Source organism: Streptomyces sp. AC602_WCS936 (assembly GCF_019049125.1).
In the GTDB taxonomy this organism is placed as follows: domain Bacteria; phylum Actinomycetota; class Actinomycetes; order Streptomycetales; family Streptomycetaceae; genus Streptomyces.
In genome coordinates this window covers 1-19,810 of record NZ_JAGMUF010000054.1, presented here as the reverse complement: position 1 = coordinate 19,810, position 19,810 = coordinate 1, and the positions used below count along the sequence as shown (strand labels likewise).

Below are 19,810 nucleotides of genomic sequence, written 5' to 3'. Positions count from 1 at the left end.
GACACTCCGCCGATGACCTCGGAAACGATCACCGCGGAGTCCGCCGGCACCTGGCACCTCGGCGACCTGCCCGTCCGCCGCGTCGGCCTCGGCGCGATGCGGCTGACGGGCAGCGCCGCCTTCCACCTCGGCACCCCGAGCGACCGCGAACGCTCCCTCGCCGTCCTGCGCCGGGCGGTCGAACTCGGCGTCAACCACATCGACACCGCCGCCTTCTACTTCTCGTCCCTGCGCTCCGCCAACGAACTGATCAACAGCGCGCTGGCCCCGTACGCCGACGATCTGGTGATCGCCGTGAAGGTCGGCCCGTACCGGGAGTGGTCGGGGGAGTGGGGCACCTCCGCCCGTCCCGAGGACCTGCGCGCCCACGTCGAGGAGAACCTGCGCCAGCTCGGCCGCGACCACCTCGACGTCGTCTACCTGCGCCGCATGCGGCAGGACTCGATCGCCGACCACTTCGGCGCCCTCGCCGAACTGCGCGCGGCGGGCCTGGTCCGCCACCTCGGCATCTCCGACGTGGAGCCGCGCCACCTCGCCGAGGCGCGGGCCATCGCGCCCGTGGTCTGCGTGCAGAACCGGTACGGCCTCGGCTTCCACGACCCCGCCGCCGACGAACTCCTCGCCCTGTGCCGCGAACAGGGCATCGCCTTCGTGCCCTTCTACGCCATCGCGGGCGAGGCCGGTCCGCGGGGTGCCGGAACCGCTCACGAGGAAGAGGTCCGCGAGGTCGCCCGGGCGCACGGCGCCAGCCCCGCGCAGGTCCGGATCGCCTGGACCCTGCGGCAGGGCCCCCATGTCCTCGCCATCCCCGGCACCGGCGACCCCGGGCACCTCGCCGAGAACGTCGCCGCGGGCGCCCTCCGGCTCACGGACGAGGAGCTCGCGCGGCTCGACGCCGCCCGGACCGGCTGAGCTCGTAGGAGGTCCAGGCGCCGGCCCGCATGATGTGCCGCCCCTTCAGCTCGCGCTCCTCGTGCCACGCCTGGACCGCGAACGGCCGCACCCGGAACCAGGCGTACGACGCACTGTCCCCGCGCGGGTCCCAGCCGGTCTTGGCGGCGAACGCGTCCGCCGCCGAGGGCGCCTCCCGCAGGCCGAACGTCTCCGTCTCACCGTCGATCAGCACGACGTCCCGGGTGTGCCCGAACGCCAGCCGTACCCGGCCGCCGCCCCGCAGGTTGCGGCCGGTCGGGTTGGTGAGCCGCGTGCACAGCCAGACCGACTCCTCGTGCCACACGAACCACAGCGGGACCAGGCACGGCACGCCGTCGGTGTCCGCCGTGGCCACCCAGATGTCCAGTTCGCGTTCCAGGCGGTCGAGCACGTCCTGCCGGCGCTGCCCGGGATCGCGCGGCGGTGCGGTGATCTTCATGGCCGTGACGGTAGGGGGCGGGCCGCGCTCGCGCCTCGGGCCCGGGTCGGTCCCGCCCCTCGTGCCCGAGGCCTAGGACCGGAGGACCGGAGACTGGCGTCCGGTGGGTTTTACGTATAACCTCTCCCGTCAATCGTCCGTCCCGAAAGGTCCCGATGCCGCACATCGCCCTGGTCGCCCTCGTCGTCGACGACTACGACGAGGCGATCCGCTTCTACACCGAGGCCCTCGGATTCCGCCTCGCCGAGGACTCCGCCCGGCCCGACGGCTCCCGCTGGGTGGTCGTCGAGCCCGGTACGGGGAGCGGCGGCACCGCGCTGCTGCTGGCCCGGGTCAAGGGTGAGCGGCAGCGGGCCCGGGTCGGCGACCAGACGGGCGGCCGCGTCGGGTTCTTCCTGCACACCGACGACTTCGCCCGCGACCACGCCCGGTTGGCGGCCGCCGGCGTGACCTTCCTGGAGGAGCCCCGGTACGAGCCCTACGGCTCGGTCGCCGTCTTCCAGGACCTGTACGGCAACCGCTGGGACCTGCTCCAGCCCGCCGCCTGACCGTCCCCGCCTTTCGCTCACCGACCCGCCGAGGAACCGCCACCCATGTCATCTACGCGCATAGACGCCGAAGCCCTCCGCCGCCTCCCCAAGGCGGTCCTGCACGACCACCTCGACGGCGGCCTGCGCCCCGCGACCGTCGTGGAACTGGCCGGGTCCGTCGGCCACGCCCTGCCCACCACCGACCCCGACGAACTGGCCGCCTGGTACTACGAGGCCGCCAACTCCGGGGACCTGGTGCGCTACATCGCGACCTTCGAGCACACCCTCGCCGTCATGCAGAGCCGCGAGGGCCTGCTGCGCACCGCCGAGGAGTACGTCCTCGACCTCGCCGCCGACGGTGTCGTCTACGGCGAGGTCCGCTACGCCCCCGAGCTGATGCTGAAGGGCGGCCTGACCCTCGCCGAGGTCGTCGAGACCGTCCAGGAGGGGCTGGCCGCCGGCATGGCCAAGGCGGCGGCTGCCGGTACGCCGGTGCGCGTCGGCACCCTGCTGTGCGGGATGCGGATGTTCGACCGCACCCGCGAGACCGCGGACCTCGCGGTCGCCTTCCGGGACGCGGGCGTCGTCGGCTTCGACATCGCGGGCGCCGAGGACGGCTTCCCGCCCGCCGAGCACCTCGACGCCTTCGAGCACCTGCGCCGCGAGAACGTGCCGTTCACCATCCACGCCGGCGAGGCGCACGGCCTGCCCAGCATCCACCAGGCCCTCCAGGTGTGCGGTGCCCAGCGCATCGGCCACGGCGTGCGCATCACCGACGACATCCCGGACCTGGCGGCCGGCAAGCTCGGCCGGCTCGCCGGCTGGGTCCGCGACCGCCGGATCGCCCTGGAGATGTGCCCGACCTCCAACCTCCAGACCGGCGCCGCGACCTCGATCGCCGAGCACCCGATCACGGCGCTCAAGGACCTCGGCTTCCGCGTCACCCTCAACACCGACAACCGCCTCGTCTCCGGCACCACGATGACCCGCGAGATGTCCCTGCTGGTCGAGCAGGCGGGCTGGACGGTGGAAGACCTGCGCACGGTCACGGTGAACGCGCTGAAGAGCGCCTTCATCCCCTTCGACGAGCGCAAGGCCCTCATCGAGGACGTGGTCCTGCCGGGCTACGCCTCGGCGCTCTGAACGAGTCCGCGCACATAGGCGGCCTGTCCGACGTGCTGGAGATCGTCGGACAGGACGCTGACCAGGCGCGCGCCGAGCGTGACCGGCGGGTCCCAGTTCTCGTCCACGATCCGCTCCAGGTCCTTGGCGGCCAGGGAGCGCAGGGCCCCGAGCGTCTGCTCGTGCACCGCGTCGTAGTACCCGGTCAGCAGGCCGCCGGAGTCGACCCGGACCTTCCCGACCTGCGCCGGGCTGTGGCCGTACCCGGTGTCGTCGCGGGGCAGCCCCAGGCCGAAGCGTTTCTCCCAGTCCCCGGCGAGCCACGCCTGTTCGAGCCCGAAGGCGTCCGCGACGTGGTCGTCCTGGACCCGGGTGAGGTGCCAGACCAGCCAGGCGACGGAGTTGGCGTCGTCGGCCGGGCGGGTGTTCAGGCCGTCGGGGTCCAGGCCCTCGACGGCGGCGTGGACTTCTTCCTGGATGCGGCCGTAGGCCTCGATGAGGATGTCCTTCGCATGCATGCGTCCACCATCGCGCAGTCCGCCCTCAGCCGCTCGCCGTTTCCAGCAGCGCCATGAGCGCCCGCGCCGCCGGGCTGGTGGCCTGGACGGGCGGCAGCAGGGCGATGGTCTCGTACGCGCTCTCGTCGCCGTCCTTGAGGGGCAGCGACGTGAGGGAGGCCCGCTTGTGCCGGAAGTGGCGCGGCACGACCGCGATGCCGAGGTTCTCGTCGAGCAGGTCGAGCAGACCGTGGACGTCGTTCACCTCCAGCGCGACGGTCCGCCGCACTCCGGCCTCGGCGAAGGCGGTGTCGGTGACGCGGCGCGGGCCCCAGTCGGGGTGGAAGTCGACGAACACCTCGTCGGCGAGGTCCTGCGGGGTCAGCACCGCGCCGTGCGCCGCCAGACGGTGCCCGGGGTGGCAGAGCACCGTCATCGGCTCGCCGGCCAGCGACACGGACCGCAGCTGGTCCGTGTCCTCCTGCGTCCGGTAGGCGAAGGCGAGGTCGAGCCGCCCGGCCGCGACCTCCTCCGCCAGCTCGCCCGAGCCCGCCTGCCGCAACCGGATCTCCACGTCCGGGTGCTCCCTGCGGAACGCGGCCAGCAGCGCCGCCACCGGCACCCCGGCGATGCACTGCTCGGTCCCCAGGGACAGCGTGCCGCGCAGCACGCCCTGCACCGCCGCGACGGCCTCGTGCGCGGACCGCACCTGGGCGAGGATCCGCTCGGCCTCGCCCAGCAGCGCCCGCCCGGCCTCCGTCAGCGTCACCCGGCGCGTCGTGCGCACGAACAGCGGCGCCCGCAGCTCCCGCTCCAGCGCCCGGATGGACGCCGACAGACCGGACTGGGACACCAGCAGCCGTTCGGCCGCGCGGGTGAAGTGCTGGTCCTCGGCGACCGCCACGAAGTGCTGGAGATGACGCAGTTCCATGACTCAGAAGCGTAGCCGCACAATCCCATCGGATTCTTCTGTTGGACCACTGCCCGCAGGTCACGCCAGAGTGGGACGCGGTTCCGCACAAGCCCCGTACCCCGGGTGCCAACCCCTCTGGAGTCGCGTTGTACACCGCACACCCCGACCGCTACGCGGACATGCCCTACCGGCGCACCGGACGCAGCGGCCTGAAGCTCCCCGCGCTCTCGCTCGGCCTGTGGCACAACTTCGGCCCGGACCGCCCCGTCGAAACCCAGCGCGCCATCCTGCGCCGCGCCTTCGACCTCGGCGTCACCCACTTCGACCTCGCCAACAACTACGGCCCGCCGCCCGGCTCCGCCGAGTCCGCCCTCGGTGAGGCGCTGAAGGCCGACTTCACGCCGTACCGCGACGAGCTGGTCGTCTCCACCAAGGCCGGCTATCTGATGTGGCCCGGCCCGTACGGGGAGTGGGGTTCGCGCAAGTACCTGCTCTCCTCCCTCGACCAGAGCCTGTCCCGCATGGGCCTGGAGTACGTCGACATCTTCTACTCGCACCGCCCCGATCCCGAGACTCCCCTGGAGGAGACGATGGGCGCCCTGCACACGGCGGTGCAGCAGGGCAAGGCGCTGTACGTCGGCGTCTCCAACTACTCGCCGGAGCAGACCCGCGAGGCCGCCCGCATCCTCGCCGGGCTGGGCACCCCGCTGCTGATCCACCAGCCGCGCTACTCCATGCTCGACCGCCGCCCCGAGACCAGCGGCCTGCTGGACGCCCTCGACGAGCTGGAGACCGGTTCCATCGCCTACTCCCCGCTGGAGCAGGGCCTGCTGACCGGCCGCTACCTCGACGGCATCCCCGAGGACTCCCGCGCCGCGAGCGACAGTCCGTTCCTCGACTCGGACGCGGTCACCGGGGAACTGGTCGGCAAGCTGCGCGCCCTGAACGACATCGCGGCCTCCCGCGGGCAGTCCCTGGCCCAGATGGCGCTGGCCTGGGTCCTGCGCGAGGGCCGGGTCACCTCCGCCCTGGTCGGCGCGAGCAGCCCGCAGCAGCTGGAGGACAGCGTGGCGGCCGTCGGGAACCTGGACTTCGGTTCCGACGAACTGGCCCGGATCGACGAGATCGTCACGAAGTAGAGAAGCGGCACGGAAAAACGGACGTGATCCCGGAGGCGGCGGCCCGCCTCCGGGATCCTCGGCATGTCCGGACCGGGGCCCTCCGGTACCGCCGCCCTGCCCACACCCCGCGACGCGCTGTTTCGGCCACCAGCGGCCGTGAATATGCCAGGAGACTGGCCGGAAATTCATGGTGACAGTGGTTCAGTAGTGAACATACTCACCTACAGGGCGTCTCACAGCACGCGACGGCGCCCTCACGCACAGCACACGAGCCGCACGGACGTCACGCCCGACCGGCAGGCGGACTGCGCGACGGGGGAGGGGAGCAGTGCACGACGAGTTCCTGTGCCATGTCACCGCCTACGGTGTCTGTGACGGCCGGCGCATCGGAGTACCGCTCGGGACCTACCGGGCCCCCACCCTCGCCCTCGCCCTGTGGTGGCTGCGCGACCGGGCCTCCTGGATCGCCCAGCGGCTCGACCCGCAGCCCGACACCCCCCACTTACCGCGCGGCGCCCTGACTCCGGTCGCCGACGACGCACCCGACGTGCCGCGCGTGCTGCGCACCTGGTGCGCCGACGACGTCCAGCAGGAGCTGGTCGCCGACGAGCTGGCCGCCGGGCGCCTGGTGCGCATCGCCACCAGCGACGACACCACCGAGTACGAGCTGATGGCCGAGTCCGTGGACGCCCTGCGCATGCAGCGGGCCGCTCCGCCCCTCGTCGTCCCCGTCGCCTGAGCCGCCCGCGCCCGGAACGTCCGTCCTAGGGTCCCGCCGGAACCCCGTCGCGCCGCCGGACCGCCCACCGCGCGAGCAGCGCCCCGGCGAATCCGGTGACCAGTCCCCACGCCAGGGCGAGACCGACCGCGGCCCACAGCCGGGGGCGCAGGAACAGCTGCCCGGACAGCCCGCCGCCGAGGTCGCCGACGCCGAGCACCGACAGGCCGTAGTGCGCGGAGATCCGGCCGACCAGGCCGATCATGAGAACCGTGAGCGCCAGCGCGACGGCCATGTGCACGGCGTGCAGCCAGGCGGGCATCCCGGCCGGGGAGCGGGACGCGAGGACGAATCCGGCCGCCAGGAGCAGGACCGCCGCGACGACCAGCAGCCACCACCACCGCCCGTCGTGCTCGGTGAGCGTCCCCAGGTTCAGGGCGGAGACGTCCGGCGTGCGCAGCACCTCGTCCAGCACGTGCGGCATCGGCAGCCCGAACGGCCCTTCCACGCGCCCGTCCCACGTGGCACCGAGGCCGACCGTGAGCGCGAGCCACGCCAGGTTCGGCAGTCCGAGCAGCAGGACCGCGAAGGTGTCCGCCGGGTGCCCCCGCGTGCCGGCGACGACCAGCCCCACCACGGCGCCGACGACGACGTACGCGAGCAGCAGCGCGACCATCGCGTACGCCGCCGGCCGCACCGAGGTGTGCAGGCGCAGCAGCCGTCCGGGCAGCGGCGCCCCGCGCGAGACGAGCAGGGCGAGCACGAGCACGCCGGCCAGCCACAGCAGCCCGAAGAGGACGGTCAGCGGCACGTCCGTGGTGAAGCCGACCCGCGGAGCGATCCCGAAGAGGTCACCGAGGTCGTCGAGAATGCCCTCGCCGAGGGACACCTCGAAGGTCTGGCGGGCGGCGAAGGCCAGCCCCAGCAGGGCGAGCAGCCACAGGACGGCGATCCGTCCGGCCCAGCCGGCCAGCTCCGCCGCACCGGCGACCGCCCGGTGCCGCAACGGCCGTAGGAAGCCCCGGGCGACGACCAGCGCGCCGGTCAGTGTGACGGACAGCGGCAGCACGGTCAGGCCCGCGTCGGTCTCGGCGAACCCTCCCGCGTCGCCGGACATCTCCAGTGCCCCGCCCACGGCCGTGACGACGGTCGCCGTGACGACCCGGGGGAAGGCGTTGTCGGGGAGGTCCGCGGCGCCGGCCGCCCACAGCCCCAGCGCGGCCACGACCCACATGGCGACCAGCCCGGTCACCACCGTGACCAGTGCCTGCGGCCAGCCGTGACGGGCGACCGCCGGTCCGGAGGTGCGGGGTGGGGTTCGCGAACTCACGCTGCCACGCTAAGCAGCCCCGGCCCCGGGCGCGCGCCGACAGGACCGTCCGCGTCCGCCGGATGCACGGATGCGCGGACCGCCCCGCCGGCCGACCGATCCACGGACCGCCCTGCCCGCACGGGCGCCCACGGGTTACGCGCGCCGGTCCGGCTGGCCCGCGCCACCCGGCGCGGTGGTTCAGCCCGTCCGGACGACGGCGGCGTAGTCGCCCAGGCCCAGCAGCCGGTCGGCCGGTACCTCGCCCCGGGTCGTGAAGAGCGCGAGGAGGCGCCCCGTCTCCGTGTCGAAGGCCACGTCCAGCACCGTGCCTCGCTCGGTGCCGGCCTCGGTCAGGACCCGCCGGTGCAGCAGGTCGTGGCAGGGCGGGGCGGTGTCCACCGCGTCGGCGGAACCGACCCGGACGCCCCCGGGGCCGATCGCGTGCACCGCGTCCCAGGGGAGCGCCGTCTCCCCGCGGAAGCGGCCGCGCCGCAGCCGGACGTGGCTCACCGTCCCGGACGCGACGTCGACGGTCAGGCACGTCACGGTGCCGAGCGGTCCGGCCCGGTCCGGCACCGTCACCGGAAGTCCCCGCACCTCGGTGAACAGCATCACGGCAGGGAGCCCTTCCATCGGCCGGGCACACCGCCGACCAGGGCGGTGAGACCGGAGAGGTCGTCGGCGACGTGCCGGGCGGCCTCCCCGGGCAGGACGAGGGACCGGCCGGCGACCGTGAGTGAGTCACCGCGCGGCACGTACACCCGCCGCCGGTGCCGGGTGTGCCCCGGAACGAACCGTCTGCTCGCCGCCACCCGGAAGCCGACGATCCGCCCCCCGGCGCCGCCCTCCACCACGACGTCGAGCACGGTGCCGAGCTCGTCACCGGCCTCCGTGAGGACCCGCGCCCCCAGCACCCGGGCCCGCAGCGTCTGCTGGTGCGCCGTCATGGCCGCGGCGCTCACCAGGCCCCGCCGGTCCCGGATCATCACCGCGTCGTGCCCCAGCGCGTACACCGACGGCCAGGGCAGGCCCTCCTTCAGCGGCCCCGACAACAGCCCCCGTCCGGTCAGGGTGAAACCGGTGATCCGGCTCGCGCCGGCGTCGCATACGGTGTCCTTGACGTGGGCGACGGCATCGCCGCCGAGGGTGACCACCGGCCGGGTGGTGAGGCTTCGTGCGGCCATCAGTTCGTTCATCGCGCACCCTTCCCGCGCCCTCTCCCGCGCCTTCGGGTTCCCCGCGCCACTGTGACGATGCCCGCAGTACGAGGACACGGGGACTGCGACGCCGGACCCGGGGTACGAGGACAGGTGCAGCAGCGTCCGGCCAGTCCGGCTTCCGAGAGAGAAACGCATGACCGAGTACCTGGACGGGGCAGTGATACCGACTGGTTTCGACGTACCCGTTGAACCGCTGAGGCGGGCGGCACACTACTCCGGTGAACCGGGGTGCATAGCGCAGGCACGTTCCTTCGCCTCGCTCTTCCTCGACCGGCTCAGGACCGAGTGGTGCGCCACCGTAGGCCCGCGGGCCGACGGCGCGGTGCTGCTCGTGGTGAGCGAGCTGGTCACCAACGCCGACCGCCACAGCAAGGGGCCGTACATCCTGGAGCTGGAGGGCACACCCGCCTCGGTGGCCGTCACCGTCTACGACAGCAGCGGTGCGGTGCCCGAGCGCTACCCCCGCGATCCCGAGCGCGTCGGCCGGCACGGTCTGGAGATCGTCCACGCCCTGGCCGAGGCGGTCGTCGTCGAACGCGTACCGGTCGGCAAGCGGGTCACGGCCCAGGTGCCGCTCACCGAGGCCTGAGCGCTCCCTCGCGCAGGTTTCAGGCGCAGCCCAGCTCGCCCAGCATGCCCTCGCGCAGCCGGGTGATGATCCGCTTGATCAGCCGGGACACGTGCATCTGCGAGCAGCCGAGCTGTTCGCCGATCTCCACCTGGGTGGCCTCCTCGACGAACCGCATGTGGATGATCCGCCGGTCGCGCTCACTGAGCTCGGCCATCAGCGGGGCGAGCGAGTGGAAGTCCTCGACGAGCCGCAGCCCATCCTCCTCGACGCCGATGAAGTCGGCCAGCACCGATTCGCCGTTCTCGGGCCCGTCGCCGGTCAGTGCCGCGTCCAGCGAGGAGGAGTTGTAGCCGTTCGAGGCGATCTGGCCCTCGATCACCTCGTTCTCGCCGATGTTCATCAGCGTGGCGAGCTCGGCGACGGTGGGCTCGCGGTCCAGGCGGGAGGACAGCTCCTCGCGGGCCTTGGCGAGCTCGACGCGCAGCTCCTGGAGCCGCCGCGGCACGTGCACCGCCCAGGTGGTGTCCCGGAAGAACCGCTTGATCTCGCCGACGATGTACGGCAGCGCGAAGGACGTGAACTCCACCTCGCGCGCCAGCTCGAACCGGTCGATGGCCTTGATCAGGCCGATCATGCCGGTCTGGACGATGTCCTCCATGTCGTTCCCGCGACCGCGGAAGCGGCCGGCGGCGAACCGCACGAGCGACATGTTCATCTCGATCAGCGTGTTGCGCGCGTACTGGTAGTCGTGCGTGCCCTCTTCGAGTTCCGACAGCCGCTGGAAGAACTGGCGCGACAACTGCCGCGCGTCACGCGGAGCCACGGTGCGGGGGTCCACGACACCCGGCAGCGATCCGTCACCCGTCCCGCTCCCGGTGGTCTCCTCGACGACCTGCGCCTGCGGCCGGGTCACAGCGGTCTCCATTACCTCTCCCACGAAAGTCACGGTTCGGCGTCTCCCTAGGTTTTTCCCGCGCTAGCGGGTACCCGGGACGCTGCGGCACATGCCCCTCGTTTTCACGGGTGGCGGAAAGCGGGCGCCGCGGCGCCTTCGCGGAGTGATGCGTCCAGTCCTCAGGCTAGCCCCGCGCACCGCGACCGGCACCCGGGGATTTCCCTCTGGGCTGAACGCCGCCCCCTTCCGCCGCCCCACCGGGCTCCTAGGCTGAGGAGGTGACCAGCCACGTGCCGAACGAAGCCCGCGTCATCCCCATGCGACCCCGGGCCCACCGCCCGGAAGCCCGCCCCGCCGCCCCGCCCCTGCCCCCGGAGCGAAGGCGACCCGCCGCCCGGGAGCCCCTGTGGCGCGATCTGGTCGGCGACATCCTGCGGCGTGAACGCCTCGCCCAGGAACGCACCCTGAAGGAGGTCGCGGAGACCGCCCGCATCTCCATGCCGTACCTCTCCGAAGTGGAGCGCGGCCGCAAGGAGGCCTCCTCGGAGGTGCTGGCCGCCGCCGCGGGCGCCCTCGGACTGGGCCTCGGCGACCTGCTGGCGCGGGCCCAGGGAGAGCTGGTCCGCCTCGCCTCCCGGCACACCGGTGCCGGCCGGGGTCCCGGTGCGTCCGGTGCCCGGTACGACGGGATGTGCCTGGCGGCCTGACCGCCGTAAGGAGCGGCGCCCCGCGGACCGCGAGGCGCCGCCCCGGTGTTCACACCCGCACCAGCCGCCGGCTGAGCACCTCGTCGGCCAGCCCGTACGCCACCGCCTCCTCGGCGGTGAACACCTTGTCGCGGTCCATGTCCGCGCGCAGCGTCGACACGTCGTGGCGCGTGTGCCGGGCCAGCACCTCCTCGACCTGCGAGCGGATCCGCACCATCTCCTTGGCCTGCAGCGCCAGGTCGGAGACCGTGCCCTGCCGCCCGCCACTGGCCGGCTGGCCGAGCAGCACCCGCGCGTGCTCCAGCACGAAACGCCGCCCCGGGTCACCGCCGGCCAGCAGCACGGCAGCCGTGGAGGCCGCCTGCCCGACGCAGAACGTGGAGATCGGCGCCTGGACGAACGTCATCGTGTCGTAGATCGCCATCAGTGACGTGAACGAGCCGCCGGGGGAGTTGATGTAGACCGCGATCTCGCTCTCCGGGGCCGACGACTCCAGGTGGAGGAGCTGCGCGATGACGACGTTGGCCACGCCGTCGTCGATCTCGGTGCCCAGGAAGATGATCCGCTCCGACAGCAGCCGGCTGAACACGTCGTAGGACCGCTCACCCTGCGGGGTCCGCTCGACGACGTTCGGAATCGTGTAGCTCCCCATGTCACAGCCCCATCCGTCGCCGCGGGGCGGCCGGGCGCACGTCCGCGAGGGACTGGACGACCCGGTCCACCATGCCGTACTCCCTGGCCTCCTCGGCCGTGAACCAGCGGTCCCGATCGCCGTCCCGGGAGATCGTCTCCGGGCTCTGCCCGGTGTGCTCGGCGGTGATCCGCTCGATGGTCCGCTTGGTGAACTCCAGGTTGTCGGCCTGGATCTCGATGTCGGCGGTGGTGCCGCCGATGCCCGCCGACGGCTGGTGCATCATCACGCGCGCGTTCGGCAGGGCGTAGCGCTTGCCCGCCGTCCCGACGCTCAGCAGGAACTGCCCCATGCTGGCGGCGAACCCCATGGCGAGCGTGGAGACGTCGTTGGGGATCAGCCGCATCGTGTCGTAGATGGCGAGCCCCGCGTGCACGGACCCTCCCGGGCTGTTGACGCACAGCGTGATGTCGGCGCGCGGGTCCTCCGTCGAGAGGATCAGCAGCTGGGCGCAGACCCGGTTCGCGGAGACCTCGTCGACCTGGGTGCCCAGCAGCACGATCCGCTGCGCCAGCAGCTGCGCGGCCAGGTGGTCGTCGAACCGGGAGGGAGGGGTGTCGCCCTCCTGCGCGCGAGGCAGTGCGGCCGGGGCGGGGCCGGAGATGAGTGGAGACATCGGTGCTCCTTGTCGGGTCGTCGGGCGAGTCGTACGCGGCCGGTGGCGCCGCGCTCCCTCCACTCTTGGCCCGCCGCGGCCCCGGAAAGGCCCTTCTCTGCCCGCGGCAGATCTGCCACGGGCAGAGCGTCCGGGCAATCCGCCGGGCAATCCGCGAAGACGAGGGGCCCACGACCGATGAGTTCTCCGGCTCCCGCCGGTCGACAGTGGTGACCGTGTTCCGCGACCGGGAGGTACTCATGAACACCGACGGATTCACCACGTGTCTCTGGTTCGACGGCCGGGCGGAGGAGGCCGCCGACTTCTACGTGTCCCTCTTCAAGAACTCCGGCATCGGCGCCGTGACCCGCTACCCAGAGGGAGCGCACCAGCCCGCCGGGACGGTGCTCACCGTCGACTTCACGGCCAACGGCCAGCGGTTCGTCGCCCTCAACGGCGGCCCGGAGTTCCGCTTCAACGAGGCGATCTCCTTCCAGATCACCTGCGACGACCAGGAGGAGGTCGACCACTACTGGGCCAGGCTCACCGAGGAGGGCGGCGAGGAGGGCCCCTGCGGCTGGGTCAAGGACCGCTTCGGCGTCTCCTGGCAGGTCGTCCCGGGCCGGCTCGAGGAGATGTTCCGCGACCCGGACCCCGCGAAGGCCGCACGGGCCAACCAGGCCATGATGTCGATGCGCAAGCTCGACATCGCCGAACTGGAGAAGGCGTACGCCGGGGAGTGAACCGTCATGCGACCCGAGGGAACCCCCTGCTGGGCGGACGCGATGTTCGCCGACGTCGAGGGAGCCAAGCGTTTCTACGGTGAGGTCCTCGACTGGACCTTCGGCGTGTCGTCGTCCGAGTACGGCGACTACACCCAGTGCTACGCGGACGGCAAGGCGGTCGCCGCCGTGGTGCCGCCGGTGCCCGGTCAGGAGGACCAGTCGCAGTGGTGTCTCTACTTCGCCTCCCGGGACGCGACCGCGACCGCCGCGCGGGTCCGTGAGGCGGGCGGCGAGGTGCTGATGGAGCCGATGCGGGTCGGCGACTTCGGCACCATGTGCCTGGCCCGCGACCCGGGCGGCGTCGTGTTCGGCCTCTGGCAGGGCGGCGCCCACGAGGGATTCGAGGCCGTCGCCGAGCCCGGCGCGTACTGCTGGGCCGAGGTATTCACCCGGGAGCCGGGCAGGTCGGACGCCTTCTTCCCCGCGGTCTTCGGTTACCGGTCGAAGCGGATGGAGGACGACGGCGTCGACTTCCGCCTCTTCGACCTGGGCGAGGAGCCCGTGCTCGGCCGCATGGCCGTGACGGACGACTTCCCGCCCGAGGTGCCGTCGTACATCAACGTCTACTTCACCGTCCCCGACTGCGACGCGGCCGTGGCCCGCGCCACCGGACTCGGCGGCACCCTCCGCTTCGGGCCGATGAGCACCCCCTTCGGGCGGTACGCGACGCTGAGCGACCCGCAGGGCGCCGACTTCTCGGTGATCGACATCACGCGGACCGAGGGAGAGATGCCGAAGATCACCGACGTCTCCTGAACGCCCTCCCGTGACCCGGTCCGGACGCCCCGCCGCCCCATGGCATGATCGGGCGCATGCTTGAACGTGTGGTGGCCGCGTGCGACGGGGCTTCAAAGGGAAACCCGGGCCCGGCCGGCTGGGCCTGGGTGGTGGCGGACGCGTCGGAGACCCCGGTGCGGTGGGAGGCCGGGCCGCTGGGCCGGGCCACCAACAACATCGCCGAACTCACGGCGCTGGAGCGCCTGCTGGCCTCGACCGACCCCGGCGTGCCCCTCGAGGTCCGCATGGACTCGCAGTACGCCATGAAGGCCGTCACCACCTGGCTGCCCGGCTGGAAGCGCAACGGCTGGAAGACGGCCGCCGGCAAGCCGGTCGCCAACCAGGAGCTCGTCGTGCGCATCGACGAGCTGCTCGACGGCCGCTCGGTCGACTTCCGCTACGTGCCCGCCCACCAGGTCGACGGCGACCGGCTCAACGACTTCGCCGACCGCGCCGCCAGCCAGGCGGCCGTCGTCCAGGAGCCCGCGGGCAGCGGACTCGGCTCCCCCGAGCCGCCGCCCGCACCGGACGTCCCGGCGAAGAAGGCACCGCGCCGGGGACCGGCCACCGCCCGCAAGGGCGGCTCCTCCGCACGCACCATCAAGGCGAAGTTCCCCGGACGCTGCCTGTGCGGCCGTTCGTACGCGGCCGGTGAGTCCATCGCCAAGAACGACCAGGGCTGGGGCCACCCGGAGTGCCGCACGGCCGCGGCCGGCTAGGGCCTGTCCGACGCTTCCTGCCGTCGCCCGGCGCGCGACCCGCGTCGGGCGCGGTCACGCGACGGCGTCCCACCCCTCTGTACTCTGCGTAGCGATATGCCCGTTTTGAGTGCATTCCAGGGGTGAATGTGAAGGTCGCCTGCGTCGGCGGCGGGCCCGCCGGCCTGTATCTGTCGATCCTGCTGAAGCTTCAGGACCCGTCCCACGACATCACCGTCCACGAGCGCAGCCCCGAGGGTTCCACCTACGGCTGGGGCGTGACCTACTGGCGGGGACTGCTCGACCGGCTCCACGAGCACGACCCCGAGTCCGCAAGCGCCGTCGAGGAGCACTCCGCGTGCTGGCGCGACGGCGTCGCCCACGTGGGCGACCGGACCGCCCGGCACCGCGGCGACGACGGCTTCGGCATCGGCCGCCACCGGCTCCTGGAGATCCTCGCCGCCCGCGCCCGCTCGCTCGGCGTGCGCCTGGAGCACGAGCACGAGGTCGGCGCCGACCGCCTGCCGGGCGCCGACCTCGTCGTGGCGGCCGACGGCGTGGGCAGCGCCGTGCGCACCCGGTATGCCGGCCACTTCGGCACCGAGGTCCGGGCCGGGCACAACCACTACATCTGGCTCGGCACCACCAAGGTCTTCGACGCGTTCACCTTCGCCTTCACCGACACCCCGCACGGCTGGATCTGGGCGTACGGCTACGGCTACGGCCCCGAGGGCAGCACCTGCGTCGTCGAGTGCGCCCCCGAGACCTGGACCGGGCTGGGCCTGGACCGGGCTGACGAGGCCGAAGGACTCGTCCTGCTGGAGAAACTGTTCGCCGACGTCCTGGACGGCCACCCGCTCACCGGCCGGTCCGCTTCCGGCCCCGGCGCCTCGTGGCTGACCTTCCGCACCCTCACCAACCGCACCTGGGCCCGCGGCAACCTGGTCCTGCTCGGCGACGCCGCCCACACCACGCACTACTCCATCGGCGCCGGAACGACGCTCGCCCTGGAGGACGCCATGGCCCTGGCCTCCGCACTGCGCGAGCCCGTCCCCCTCCCGGACGCCCTCGCCCGCTACGAACGGGAACGCAAGGCGGCCCTGCTGCCGGTGCAGAGCGCGGCCCGCTACAGCGCCCGGTGGTACGAGAACCTGCCCCGATACATCGGGCTGCCCCCGCAGGAGATGTTCGCGCTGCTCGGCCAGCGGCACTCGCCCCTGCTGCTGTACGTCCCGCCCCGGCTGTACTACCGGATCGACCGCGCGGCCGGACACTCGCAGGCGCTGCGGCGGCTCAAACGGAGGCTGGGACCCGTGATCGCGCGGACGGCGCAGGCGCGGAACCTCGCCACCCGCGGCTGAGCTGCCCGCCTGCCCGCCCGCACCGTGCCGACGCGGTGCGGGCGGGCGCCGGATGACAGACTGGCGGGTATGGACGAGCGCACATTCGACAGGTCGCACCAGCACGCCTCGGTGGTCGGCCTCGGCACCTGGCAACTCGGCGCCGACTGGGGAGACGTCGACGACAAGGAAGCCCTGACGGTACTGGAGACGGCGGCCGAATCCGGGGTGACCTTCTTCGACACCGCCGACGTCTACGGAGACGGACGCAGCGAGGAGACCATCGCCACGTTCCTGCGCGGCCGACCCGACCTGCACGTGCTGGTCGCCACCAAGATGGGCCGCCGGGTCGAGCAGATCCCGCAGAACTACGTCCTCGACAACTTCCGTCAGTGGAACGACCGTTCGCGCCGCAACCTCGGCGTCGACGTCATCGACCTGGTGCAGCTGCACTGCCCGCCCACCCCCGTCTACTCCGGCGACGAGGTGTTCGACGCTCTGGACACCCTGGTCGAGGAGGAGCGCGTCGCCGCGTACGGCGTCAGCGTGGAGACCTGCGAGGAGGCGCTGACCGCGATCGCCCGGCCGAACGTGGCCAGCGTGCAGATCATCCTCAACCCGTTCCGGATGAAGCCCCTGCGCGAGGTCCTGCCGGCCGCCCGCGAGGCCGGTGTCGGCATCATCGCCCGGGTGCCGCTCGCCTCCGGCCTGCTGTCCGGCAAGTACACCCGGGACACGGTCTTCGCCGCCAACGACCACCGCAACTTCAACCGGCACGGCGAGGCCTTCGACCAGGGCGAGACCTTCGCCGGCGTCGACTTCGCCACCGGCGTCCAGGCGGCGGCGGAGTTCGCCGCGCTCGCCCCCGAGGGGTACACCCCGGCCCAGCTCGCGCTGCGCTGGATCGTCCAGCAGCCCGGAGTGACCACCGTGATCCCCGGCGCCCGCTCCCCGGAGCAGGCCCGCGCCAACGCGGACGCCGCCCGGCTGCCGGAACTGTCCGAGGAGACCCTCGTGGCGATCCGTGACCTCTACGACGGCCGGATCAAGGACCAGGTCGAGGGCCGCTGGTAGCCGGGACGGGCGAAACTCACGGCACCAGGAGCAGCTCGCGTTCCCGCTCCTGGTCGCCGGAGGCCGCGCCCTCGTCGCGGGTGCTGAAGGCCCGGGTCAGGGTCCGGCTCGCCGCCTCGACGGCCTGGGGCGTTCCCTGGACGGTGACCGTCACCGGCGCGGACAGCGGGGCGCCCGCCTCCGGCGGCGTGGCCGCCTCCACGGTGTCCGGTGCGTCGAAGGTCGCGGTGCGCACCGTCGCCCGGTCGTCGGCAGGCATGGCGTCGGGCGCCCCGAAGACATCCTCCAGTGCGCGCACGACCGCCCGCGCGTCGTCCACGCCGCCGCCGCTGAGCGTCACGGTGAGCTGAGTGTCGGACATCCTTCGCCTTCCTTCCGGCCGGTGTGGTTCCCGGCCCGTGTAACCGCCTCCCGATCACTCAAACAGTGCGCCACCGCGCCGACAGGGCGCCTGAGCGCGGGGAACCCGGGAAGAGGGAAGAGAACTCAAGGCCACGGCATCGGGAGGAAACGTGACGGACGCGGCTGAGCAGCCGGTGCGGCGCAGGGGGCGCAACGAGAGCGAGGAGGAGCGGGCGGACCGGATGTGGACGGAGCTGATCCAGGAGGTCCGCGTCGCCCAGATGGGCGTGCAGATCCTTTTCGGCTTCCTGCTCACCGTCGTGTTCCAGCCCAAGTACGACGACCTCTCGGACACCGACCAGATGATCTACCTGATCACCGTCGTCCTCGGCGCCGTGACGACCGGTGCCCTGATCGGACCGGTGTCCCTGCACCGCATCGTCTCGGGGCGACGCGTGAAGCCGCAGGCGGTGCGGTGGGCCTCCCGGCTGACCATTCTCGGTCTGGTGCTGCTGCTCGCGACGACGGCCTGCTCACTGCTGCTGATCCTGCGCGTCGCGACCCACGACGGCTTCGTGCCCTACCTCGTGGCCGGCGTGGTCTTCTGGTACCTGCTGTGCTGGTTCGGGATACCGATGTGGACCCGGTACCGCCACACGTCCCGCTGACGGCGGACGGTCAGCCCTCGGCCATGAGCTCCGCCAGGAAGTCGTCGACGCACACTTCCTCCTGCCCGGGCCGGACCACGTCGTACGTCTCGCGCAGGAAGGCCTCGACCGCCGCCGCCCACACGAACACGACGGCGCGGTGGCGGTCCCCGTCCGGTCGGGCGTCGCCGAGCAGTTCGACGCGCAACTCGTCCCACACGCCCCGTGACTCGGGCCGCAGCCGCACGTCGCCCACGCCGACCGGACGGGTCAGTCCGTCGCCCACCATCTCCCGGTCCAGCGTCCACCGGGCGAGCACACGGCCGTCGTGGCTGAACACCACGGTCAGCGCGAACGGGTCCGCGGCGTCGTAGCCGAGGTGGGCGAGGACCGGGCAGCGGTCGGCATCGCCCGCCTGGAGCTGCACGACCAGCGTCTTGCGCACGAGGGAGTTCACGACAGCAGCCTCCAGGGGAACGGACGTAGAGCCCTCTAGTACCCCGCACGTCGGCAAGATGCTCAGTCGGACGGGTGATTCGTCGGCGACCCGGTTTCCGTGCCGGTGTCTCAGGAGCCGCCCAGCGCCTCCCGCAGCGCGGGCAGCAGGGTCTTCTCCGACCAGTCCAGGAAGGCGGGCTGGGTCTCGCCGCCGATCTGCACCAGGGCGATCTCGGTGAACCCGGCCTCGGCGTAGGGGCGTACGGCCTCCACGAAAGCCTCCGGATCGTCGCCGCACGGAATCGACTCGGCGACGTCGTCGGGGGTGACGAACTGGGTGGCCGCCTCGAAGGAATCCGGGTGCGGCAGTTCCGAGTTGACCTTCCAGCCGCTGCCGAACCAGCGGAACTGCGCGTGCGCGCGCTTGATCGCCGTGTCCCGGTCGGGGTCGAAGGACACCGGCAGCTGACCCACGCGCGGCTTGCCGCCGCCGCCGTGGCGGTCGAAGGCCTCCAGCAGCCCCGGCTTCGGCTCGGTGGCGATCACCAGGTCGGCGTGCTCGCCCGCGAGCTTGCAGGAGCGTTCCCCCGAGACGGCGATGCCGATGGGCGGCGGGCTGTCCGGCACGTCCCACAGCCGGGCCGACTCCACGTCGAAGTGCGTGCCCCGGTGGTTCACGTGGCCGCCCTCGAACAGCGCCCGGATGATCTCCACGGCCTCCTGGAGCATCTCGTGCCGCACGTCGACCGACGGCCAGCCGCCGCCCACCACGTGCTCGTTGAGGTTCTCGCCCGAACCGAGCCCCAGCCGGAAGCGGCCCTCGGACAGCAACTGCACCGTCGCCGCCTTCTGCGCCACCACCGCCGGGTGGTAGCGGAACGTCGGACACGTCACGTACGTCATCATCGGGATGCGGGAGGTCGCCTGCGCCGCCGCGCCCAGCACACTCCACGCGTACGGCGAGTGGCCCTGCGCGCGCAGCCACGGGAAGTAGTGGTCCGAGGTCACCGAGAAGTCGAACCCCACCTCCTCGGCACGCACCAGGTGGCCGACGAGCTCACGGGGGCCGGCCTGCTCGGTCATCATCGTGTATCCGATTTGCACCATAACCGGCGAGTCCCCGGCCGGACGGAGCGAAAACGGCCCCGCCGGTCACGCGCGCCGGTCACGCGCGCCGGTCCGCGTCCTCGCGGAACGTGTCGAGCACGGTGGCGAGCGCCTTCTCGTTCGCCGCGGCCTCCCAGTCGTCCGCCGGTGCCGTCCAGCGCAGCGAGAAGCTGCGACCCGCGCCGAGGAGGAACCCACGGCCGAAGGTGCGCACCCGGTCGCCGTCGTCCCGGGCGACCCACTCCATGTCGGCGGCCTCGCGGCCCCGGTACGTCGTCGCCCGGATCTCGCCGATCCGGCGGTACTCGCCGTCCGACCGCCGGAGCCCGGGCTCCACG

25 protein-coding genes and 1 pseudogene are annotated in these 19,810 nt (G+C 72.5%); 13 read left to right on the top strand and 13 right to left on the bottom strand.

From position 1 onward, the window contains the following. Positions 1-12: 12 nt before the first annotated feature. Positions 13-912, top strand: a complete 900-nt coding sequence (locus KUM03_RS17440; RefSeq protein WP_217249730.1) for an aldo/keto reductase — start codon at positions 13-15, stop codon at positions 910-912. Here KUM03_RS17440 and KUM03_RS17435 read toward each other — a convergent pair. Further along, complete coding sequence (locus KUM03_RS17435) at positions 866-1,372, bottom strand: pyridoxamine 5'-phosphate oxidase family protein (protein WP_217249728.1); 507 nt, start codon at positions 1,370-1,372, stop codon at positions 866-868. The genes KUM03_RS17440 and KUM03_RS17435 overlap by 47 nt on opposite strands. Before the next feature lie 155 nt (positions 1,373-1,527). Between KUM03_RS17435 and KUM03_RS17430 the strand changes: the two genes are divergently transcribed. Beyond that, positions 1,528-1,920, top strand: coding sequence for a VOC family protein (locus tag KUM03_RS17430; protein WP_217249726.1), 393 nt, complete (start codon positions 1,528-1,530; stop codon positions 1,918-1,920). Positions 1,921-1,965: 45 nt separating this feature from the next. Next, positions 1,966-3,045 (top strand): adenosine deaminase, encoded by a 1,080-nt coding sequence (locus KUM03_RS17425; protein WP_217249724.1) that lies wholly within the window; start codon positions 1,966-1,968, stop codon positions 3,043-3,045. Here the strand turns inward: KUM03_RS17425 and KUM03_RS17420 are convergent. Together KUM03_RS17420 and KUM03_RS17415 are read right to left on the bottom strand one after the other, a co-directional pair. Then, complete coding sequence (locus KUM03_RS17420; RefSeq protein ID WP_217249722.1) at positions 3,027-3,542, bottom strand: DinB family protein; 516 nt, start codon at positions 3,540-3,542, stop codon at positions 3,027-3,029. The genes KUM03_RS17425 and KUM03_RS17420 overlap by 19 nt on opposite strands. A gap of 25 nt (positions 3,543-3,567) precedes the next feature. After that, entirely contained in the window at positions 3,568-4,452 is an 885-nt protein-coding gene (locus KUM03_RS17415) for a LysR substrate-binding domain-containing protein (RefSeq protein WP_217249714.1), read from the bottom strand. Between the two features lie 128 nt (positions 4,453-4,580). Between KUM03_RS17415 and mgrA the strand changes: the two genes are divergently transcribed. Together mgrA and KUM03_RS17405 are read left to right on the top strand one after the other, a co-directional pair. Beyond that, positions 4,581-5,573 (top strand): L-glyceraldehyde 3-phosphate reductase, encoded by a 993-nt coding sequence (gene mgrA, locus KUM03_RS17410; protein WP_217249712.1) that lies wholly within the window; start codon positions 4,581-4,583, stop codon positions 5,571-5,573. A 310-nt stretch (positions 5,574-5,883) separates the two neighbouring features. Further along, on the top strand, positions 5,884-6,294 hold the full coding sequence (locus tag KUM03_RS17405) for a hypothetical protein (RefSeq protein WP_217249710.1): 411 nt from the start codon (positions 5,884-5,886) through the stop codon (positions 6,292-6,294). 25 nt (positions 6,295-6,319) lie between these two features. Here the strand turns inward: KUM03_RS17405 and KUM03_RS17400 are convergent, their stop codons facing one another. The 3 genes from KUM03_RS17400 to KUM03_RS17390 all read right to left on the bottom strand — a co-directional run bounded on the left by KUM03_RS17400 (position 6,320) and on the right by KUM03_RS17390 (position 8,781). Continuing rightward, positions 6,320-7,603: a streptophobe family protein gene (locus KUM03_RS17400; protein ID WP_217249707.1), complete on the bottom strand. Its 1,284-nt coding sequence runs from the start codon at positions 7,601-7,603 to the stop codon at positions 6,320-6,322. Between the two features lie 180 nt (positions 7,604-7,783). After that, positions 7,784-8,200: a PRC-barrel domain-containing protein gene (locus KUM03_RS17395; RefSeq protein ID WP_217250588.1), complete on the bottom strand. Its 417-nt coding sequence runs from the start codon at positions 8,198-8,200 to the stop codon at positions 7,784-7,786. Next, entirely contained in the window at positions 8,197-8,781 is a 585-nt protein-coding gene (locus KUM03_RS17390; protein WP_217249705.1) for a PRC-barrel domain-containing protein, read from the bottom strand. Before KUM03_RS17390 ends, KUM03_RS17395 begins: the two co-directional genes overlap by 4 nt. Before the next feature lie 157 nt (positions 8,782-8,938). On the opposite strand from KUM03_RS17390, the gene KUM03_RS17385 reads away from it, so the two are divergent. Continuing rightward, positions 8,939-9,394: an ATP-binding protein gene (locus tag KUM03_RS17385; RefSeq protein ID WP_217249704.1), complete on the top strand. Its 456-nt coding sequence runs from the start codon at positions 8,939-8,941 to the stop codon at positions 9,392-9,394. Between the two features lie 19 nt (positions 9,395-9,413). On the opposite strand, the gene KUM03_RS17380 is transcribed toward KUM03_RS17385, so the two are convergent. Continuing rightward, positions 9,414-10,301, bottom strand: coding sequence for an RNA polymerase sigma factor SigF (locus KUM03_RS17380; protein WP_217249702.1), 888 nt, complete (start codon positions 10,299-10,301; stop codon positions 9,414-9,416). Positions 10,302-10,549: 248 nt separating this feature from the next. On the opposite strand from KUM03_RS17380, the gene KUM03_RS17375 reads away from it, so the two are divergent. Next, a complete protein-coding gene (locus KUM03_RS17375; protein WP_217249700.1) occupies positions 10,550-10,978 on the top strand; it encodes a helix-turn-helix domain-containing protein in 429 nt (142 codons plus the stop codon). A 49-nt stretch (positions 10,979-11,027) separates the two neighbouring features. On the opposite strand, the gene KUM03_RS17370 is transcribed toward KUM03_RS17375, so the two are convergent. Both KUM03_RS17370 and KUM03_RS17365 read right to left on the bottom strand, forming a co-directional pair. Further along, on the bottom strand, positions 11,028-11,630 hold the full coding sequence (locus KUM03_RS17370; protein ID WP_217249699.1) for a ClpP family protease: 603 nt from the start codon (positions 11,628-11,630) through the stop codon (positions 11,028-11,030). Between the two features lies 1 nt (position 11,631). Continuing rightward, a complete protein-coding gene (locus KUM03_RS17365) occupies positions 11,632-12,285 on the bottom strand; it encodes an ATP-dependent Clp protease proteolytic subunit (RefSeq protein ID WP_217249697.1) in 654 nt (217 codons plus the stop codon). Between the two features lie 239 nt (positions 12,286-12,524). On the opposite strand from KUM03_RS17365, the gene KUM03_RS17360 reads away from it, so the two are divergent. The 5 genes from KUM03_RS17360 to KUM03_RS17340 all read left to right on the top strand — a co-directional run bounded on the left by KUM03_RS17360 (position 12,525) and on the right by KUM03_RS17340 (position 16,938). Further along, a complete protein-coding gene (locus tag KUM03_RS17360; RefSeq protein ID WP_217249689.1) occupies positions 12,525-13,007 on the top strand; it encodes a VOC family protein in 483 nt (160 codons plus the stop codon). Between the two features lie 6 nt (positions 13,008-13,013). Continuing rightward, positions 13,014-13,805, top strand: coding sequence for a VOC family protein (locus tag KUM03_RS17355; RefSeq protein WP_254399478.1), 792 nt, complete (start codon positions 13,014-13,016; stop codon positions 13,803-13,805). A 44-nt stretch (positions 13,806-13,849) separates the two neighbouring features. After that, complete coding sequence (locus KUM03_RS17350) at positions 13,850-14,545, top strand: ribonuclease H (RefSeq protein ID WP_217249687.1); 696 nt, start codon at positions 13,850-13,852, stop codon at positions 14,543-14,545. A gap of 122 nt (positions 14,546-14,667) precedes the next feature. After that, entirely contained in the window at positions 14,668-15,885 is a 1,218-nt protein-coding gene (locus KUM03_RS17345; RefSeq protein WP_308406347.1) for an FAD-dependent monooxygenase, read from the top strand. A gap of 69 nt (positions 15,886-15,954) precedes the next feature. Continuing rightward, complete coding sequence (locus tag KUM03_RS17340; protein WP_217249684.1) at positions 15,955-16,938, top strand: aldo/keto reductase; 984 nt, start codon at positions 15,955-15,957, stop codon at positions 16,936-16,938. Positions 16,939-16,954: 16 nt separating this feature from the next. Here KUM03_RS17340 and KUM03_RS17335 read toward each other — a convergent pair whose 3' ends face one another. Beyond that, a complete protein-coding gene (locus KUM03_RS17335) occupies positions 16,955-17,299 on the bottom strand; it encodes a hypothetical protein (RefSeq protein ID WP_217249683.1) in 345 nt (114 codons plus the stop codon). A gap of 151 nt (positions 17,300-17,450) precedes the next feature. Between KUM03_RS17335 and KUM03_RS17330 the strand changes: the two genes are divergently transcribed. Next, positions 17,451-17,948, top strand: coding sequence for a DUF6328 family protein (locus KUM03_RS17330; RefSeq protein ID WP_217249681.1), 498 nt, complete (start codon positions 17,451-17,453; stop codon positions 17,946-17,948). 10 nt (positions 17,949-17,958) lie between these two features. Here the strand turns inward: KUM03_RS17330 and KUM03_RS17325 are convergent, their stop codons facing one another. From KUM03_RS17325 to KUM03_RS17315, 3 genes and pseudogenes are all read right to left on the bottom strand, one after another. After that, a complete protein-coding gene (locus tag KUM03_RS17325) occupies positions 17,959-18,384 on the bottom strand; it encodes an SsgA family sporulation/cell division regulator (RefSeq protein WP_217249679.1) in 426 nt (141 codons plus the stop codon). 110 nt (positions 18,385-18,494) lie between these two features. Then, entirely contained in the window at positions 18,495-19,472 is a 978-nt protein-coding gene (locus KUM03_RS17320) for an LLM class F420-dependent oxidoreductase (protein WP_217249677.1), read from the bottom strand. 58 nt (positions 19,473-19,530) lie between these two features. Then, positions 19,531-19,810: pseudogene (locus tag KUM03_RS17315) on the bottom strand (serine/threonine protein kinase); the annotation flags it as partial.

Excerpts from the sequence above, each read along its gene's own strand:
- KUM03_RS17335 (WP_217249683.1), bottom strand. The coding sequence starts at position 17,299 with ATGTCCGACACTCAGCTCACCGTGACGCTCAGCGGCGGCGGCGTGGAC.
- KUM03_RS17365 (WP_217249697.1), bottom strand. The coding sequence starts at position 12,285 with ATGTCTCCACTCATCTCCGGCCCCGCCCCGGCCGCACTGCCTCGCGCG.
- KUM03_RS17390 (WP_217249705.1), bottom strand. The coding sequence starts at position 8,781 with ATGAACGAACTGATGGCCGCACGAAGCCTCACCACCCGGCCGGTGGTC.
- KUM03_RS17420 (WP_217249722.1), bottom strand. The coding sequence starts at position 3,542 with ATGCATGCGAAGGACATCCTCATCGAGGCCTACGGCCGCATCCAGGAA.
- KUM03_RS17430 (WP_217249726.1), top strand. The coding sequence starts at position 1,528 with ATGCCGCACATCGCCCTGGTCGCCCTCGTCGTCGACGACTACGACGAG.
- KUM03_RS17380 (WP_217249702.1), bottom strand. The coding sequence starts at position 10,301 with ATGGAGACCGCTGTGACCCGGCCGCAGGCGCAGGTCGTCGAGGAGACC.
- KUM03_RS17440 (WP_217249730.1), top strand. The coding sequence starts at position 13 with ATGACCTCGGAAACGATCACCGCGGAGTCCGCCGGCACCTGGCACCTC.
- KUM03_RS17425 (WP_217249724.1), top strand. The coding sequence starts at position 1,966 with ATGTCATCTACGCGCATAGACGCCGAAGCCCTCCGCCGCCTCCCCAAG.
- KUM03_RS17385 (WP_217249704.1), top strand. The coding sequence starts at position 8,939 with ATGACCGAGTACCTGGACGGGGCAGTGATACCGACTGGTTTCGACGTA.
- KUM03_RS17350 (WP_217249687.1), top strand. The coding sequence starts at position 13,850 with ATGATCGGGCGCATGCTTGAACGTGTGGTGGCCGCGTGCGACGGGGCT.
- KUM03_RS17435 (WP_217249728.1), bottom strand. The coding sequence starts at position 1,372 with ATGAAGATCACCGCACCGCCGCGCGATCCCGGGCAGCGCCGGCAGGAC.
- KUM03_RS17320 (WP_217249677.1), bottom strand. The coding sequence starts at position 19,472 with ATGGTGCAAATCGGATACACGATGATGACCGAGCAGGCCGGCCCCCGT.
- KUM03_RS17355 (WP_254399478.1), top strand. The coding sequence starts at position 13,014 with ATGCGACCCGAGGGAACCCCCTGCTGGGCGGACGCGATGTTCGCCGAC.
- KUM03_RS17360 (WP_217249689.1), top strand. The coding sequence starts at position 12,525 with ATGAACACCGACGGATTCACCACGTGTCTCTGGTTCGACGGCCGGGCG.
- KUM03_RS17370 (WP_217249699.1), bottom strand. The coding sequence starts at position 11,630 with ATGGGGAGCTACACGATTCCGAACGTCGTCGAGCGGACCCCGCAGGGT.
- KUM03_RS17415 (WP_217249714.1), bottom strand. The coding sequence starts at position 4,452 with ATGGAACTGCGTCATCTCCAGCACTTCGTGGCGGTCGCCGAGGACCAG.
- KUM03_RS17340 (WP_217249684.1), top strand. The coding sequence starts at position 15,955 with ATGGACGAGCGCACATTCGACAGGTCGCACCAGCACGCCTCGGTGGTC.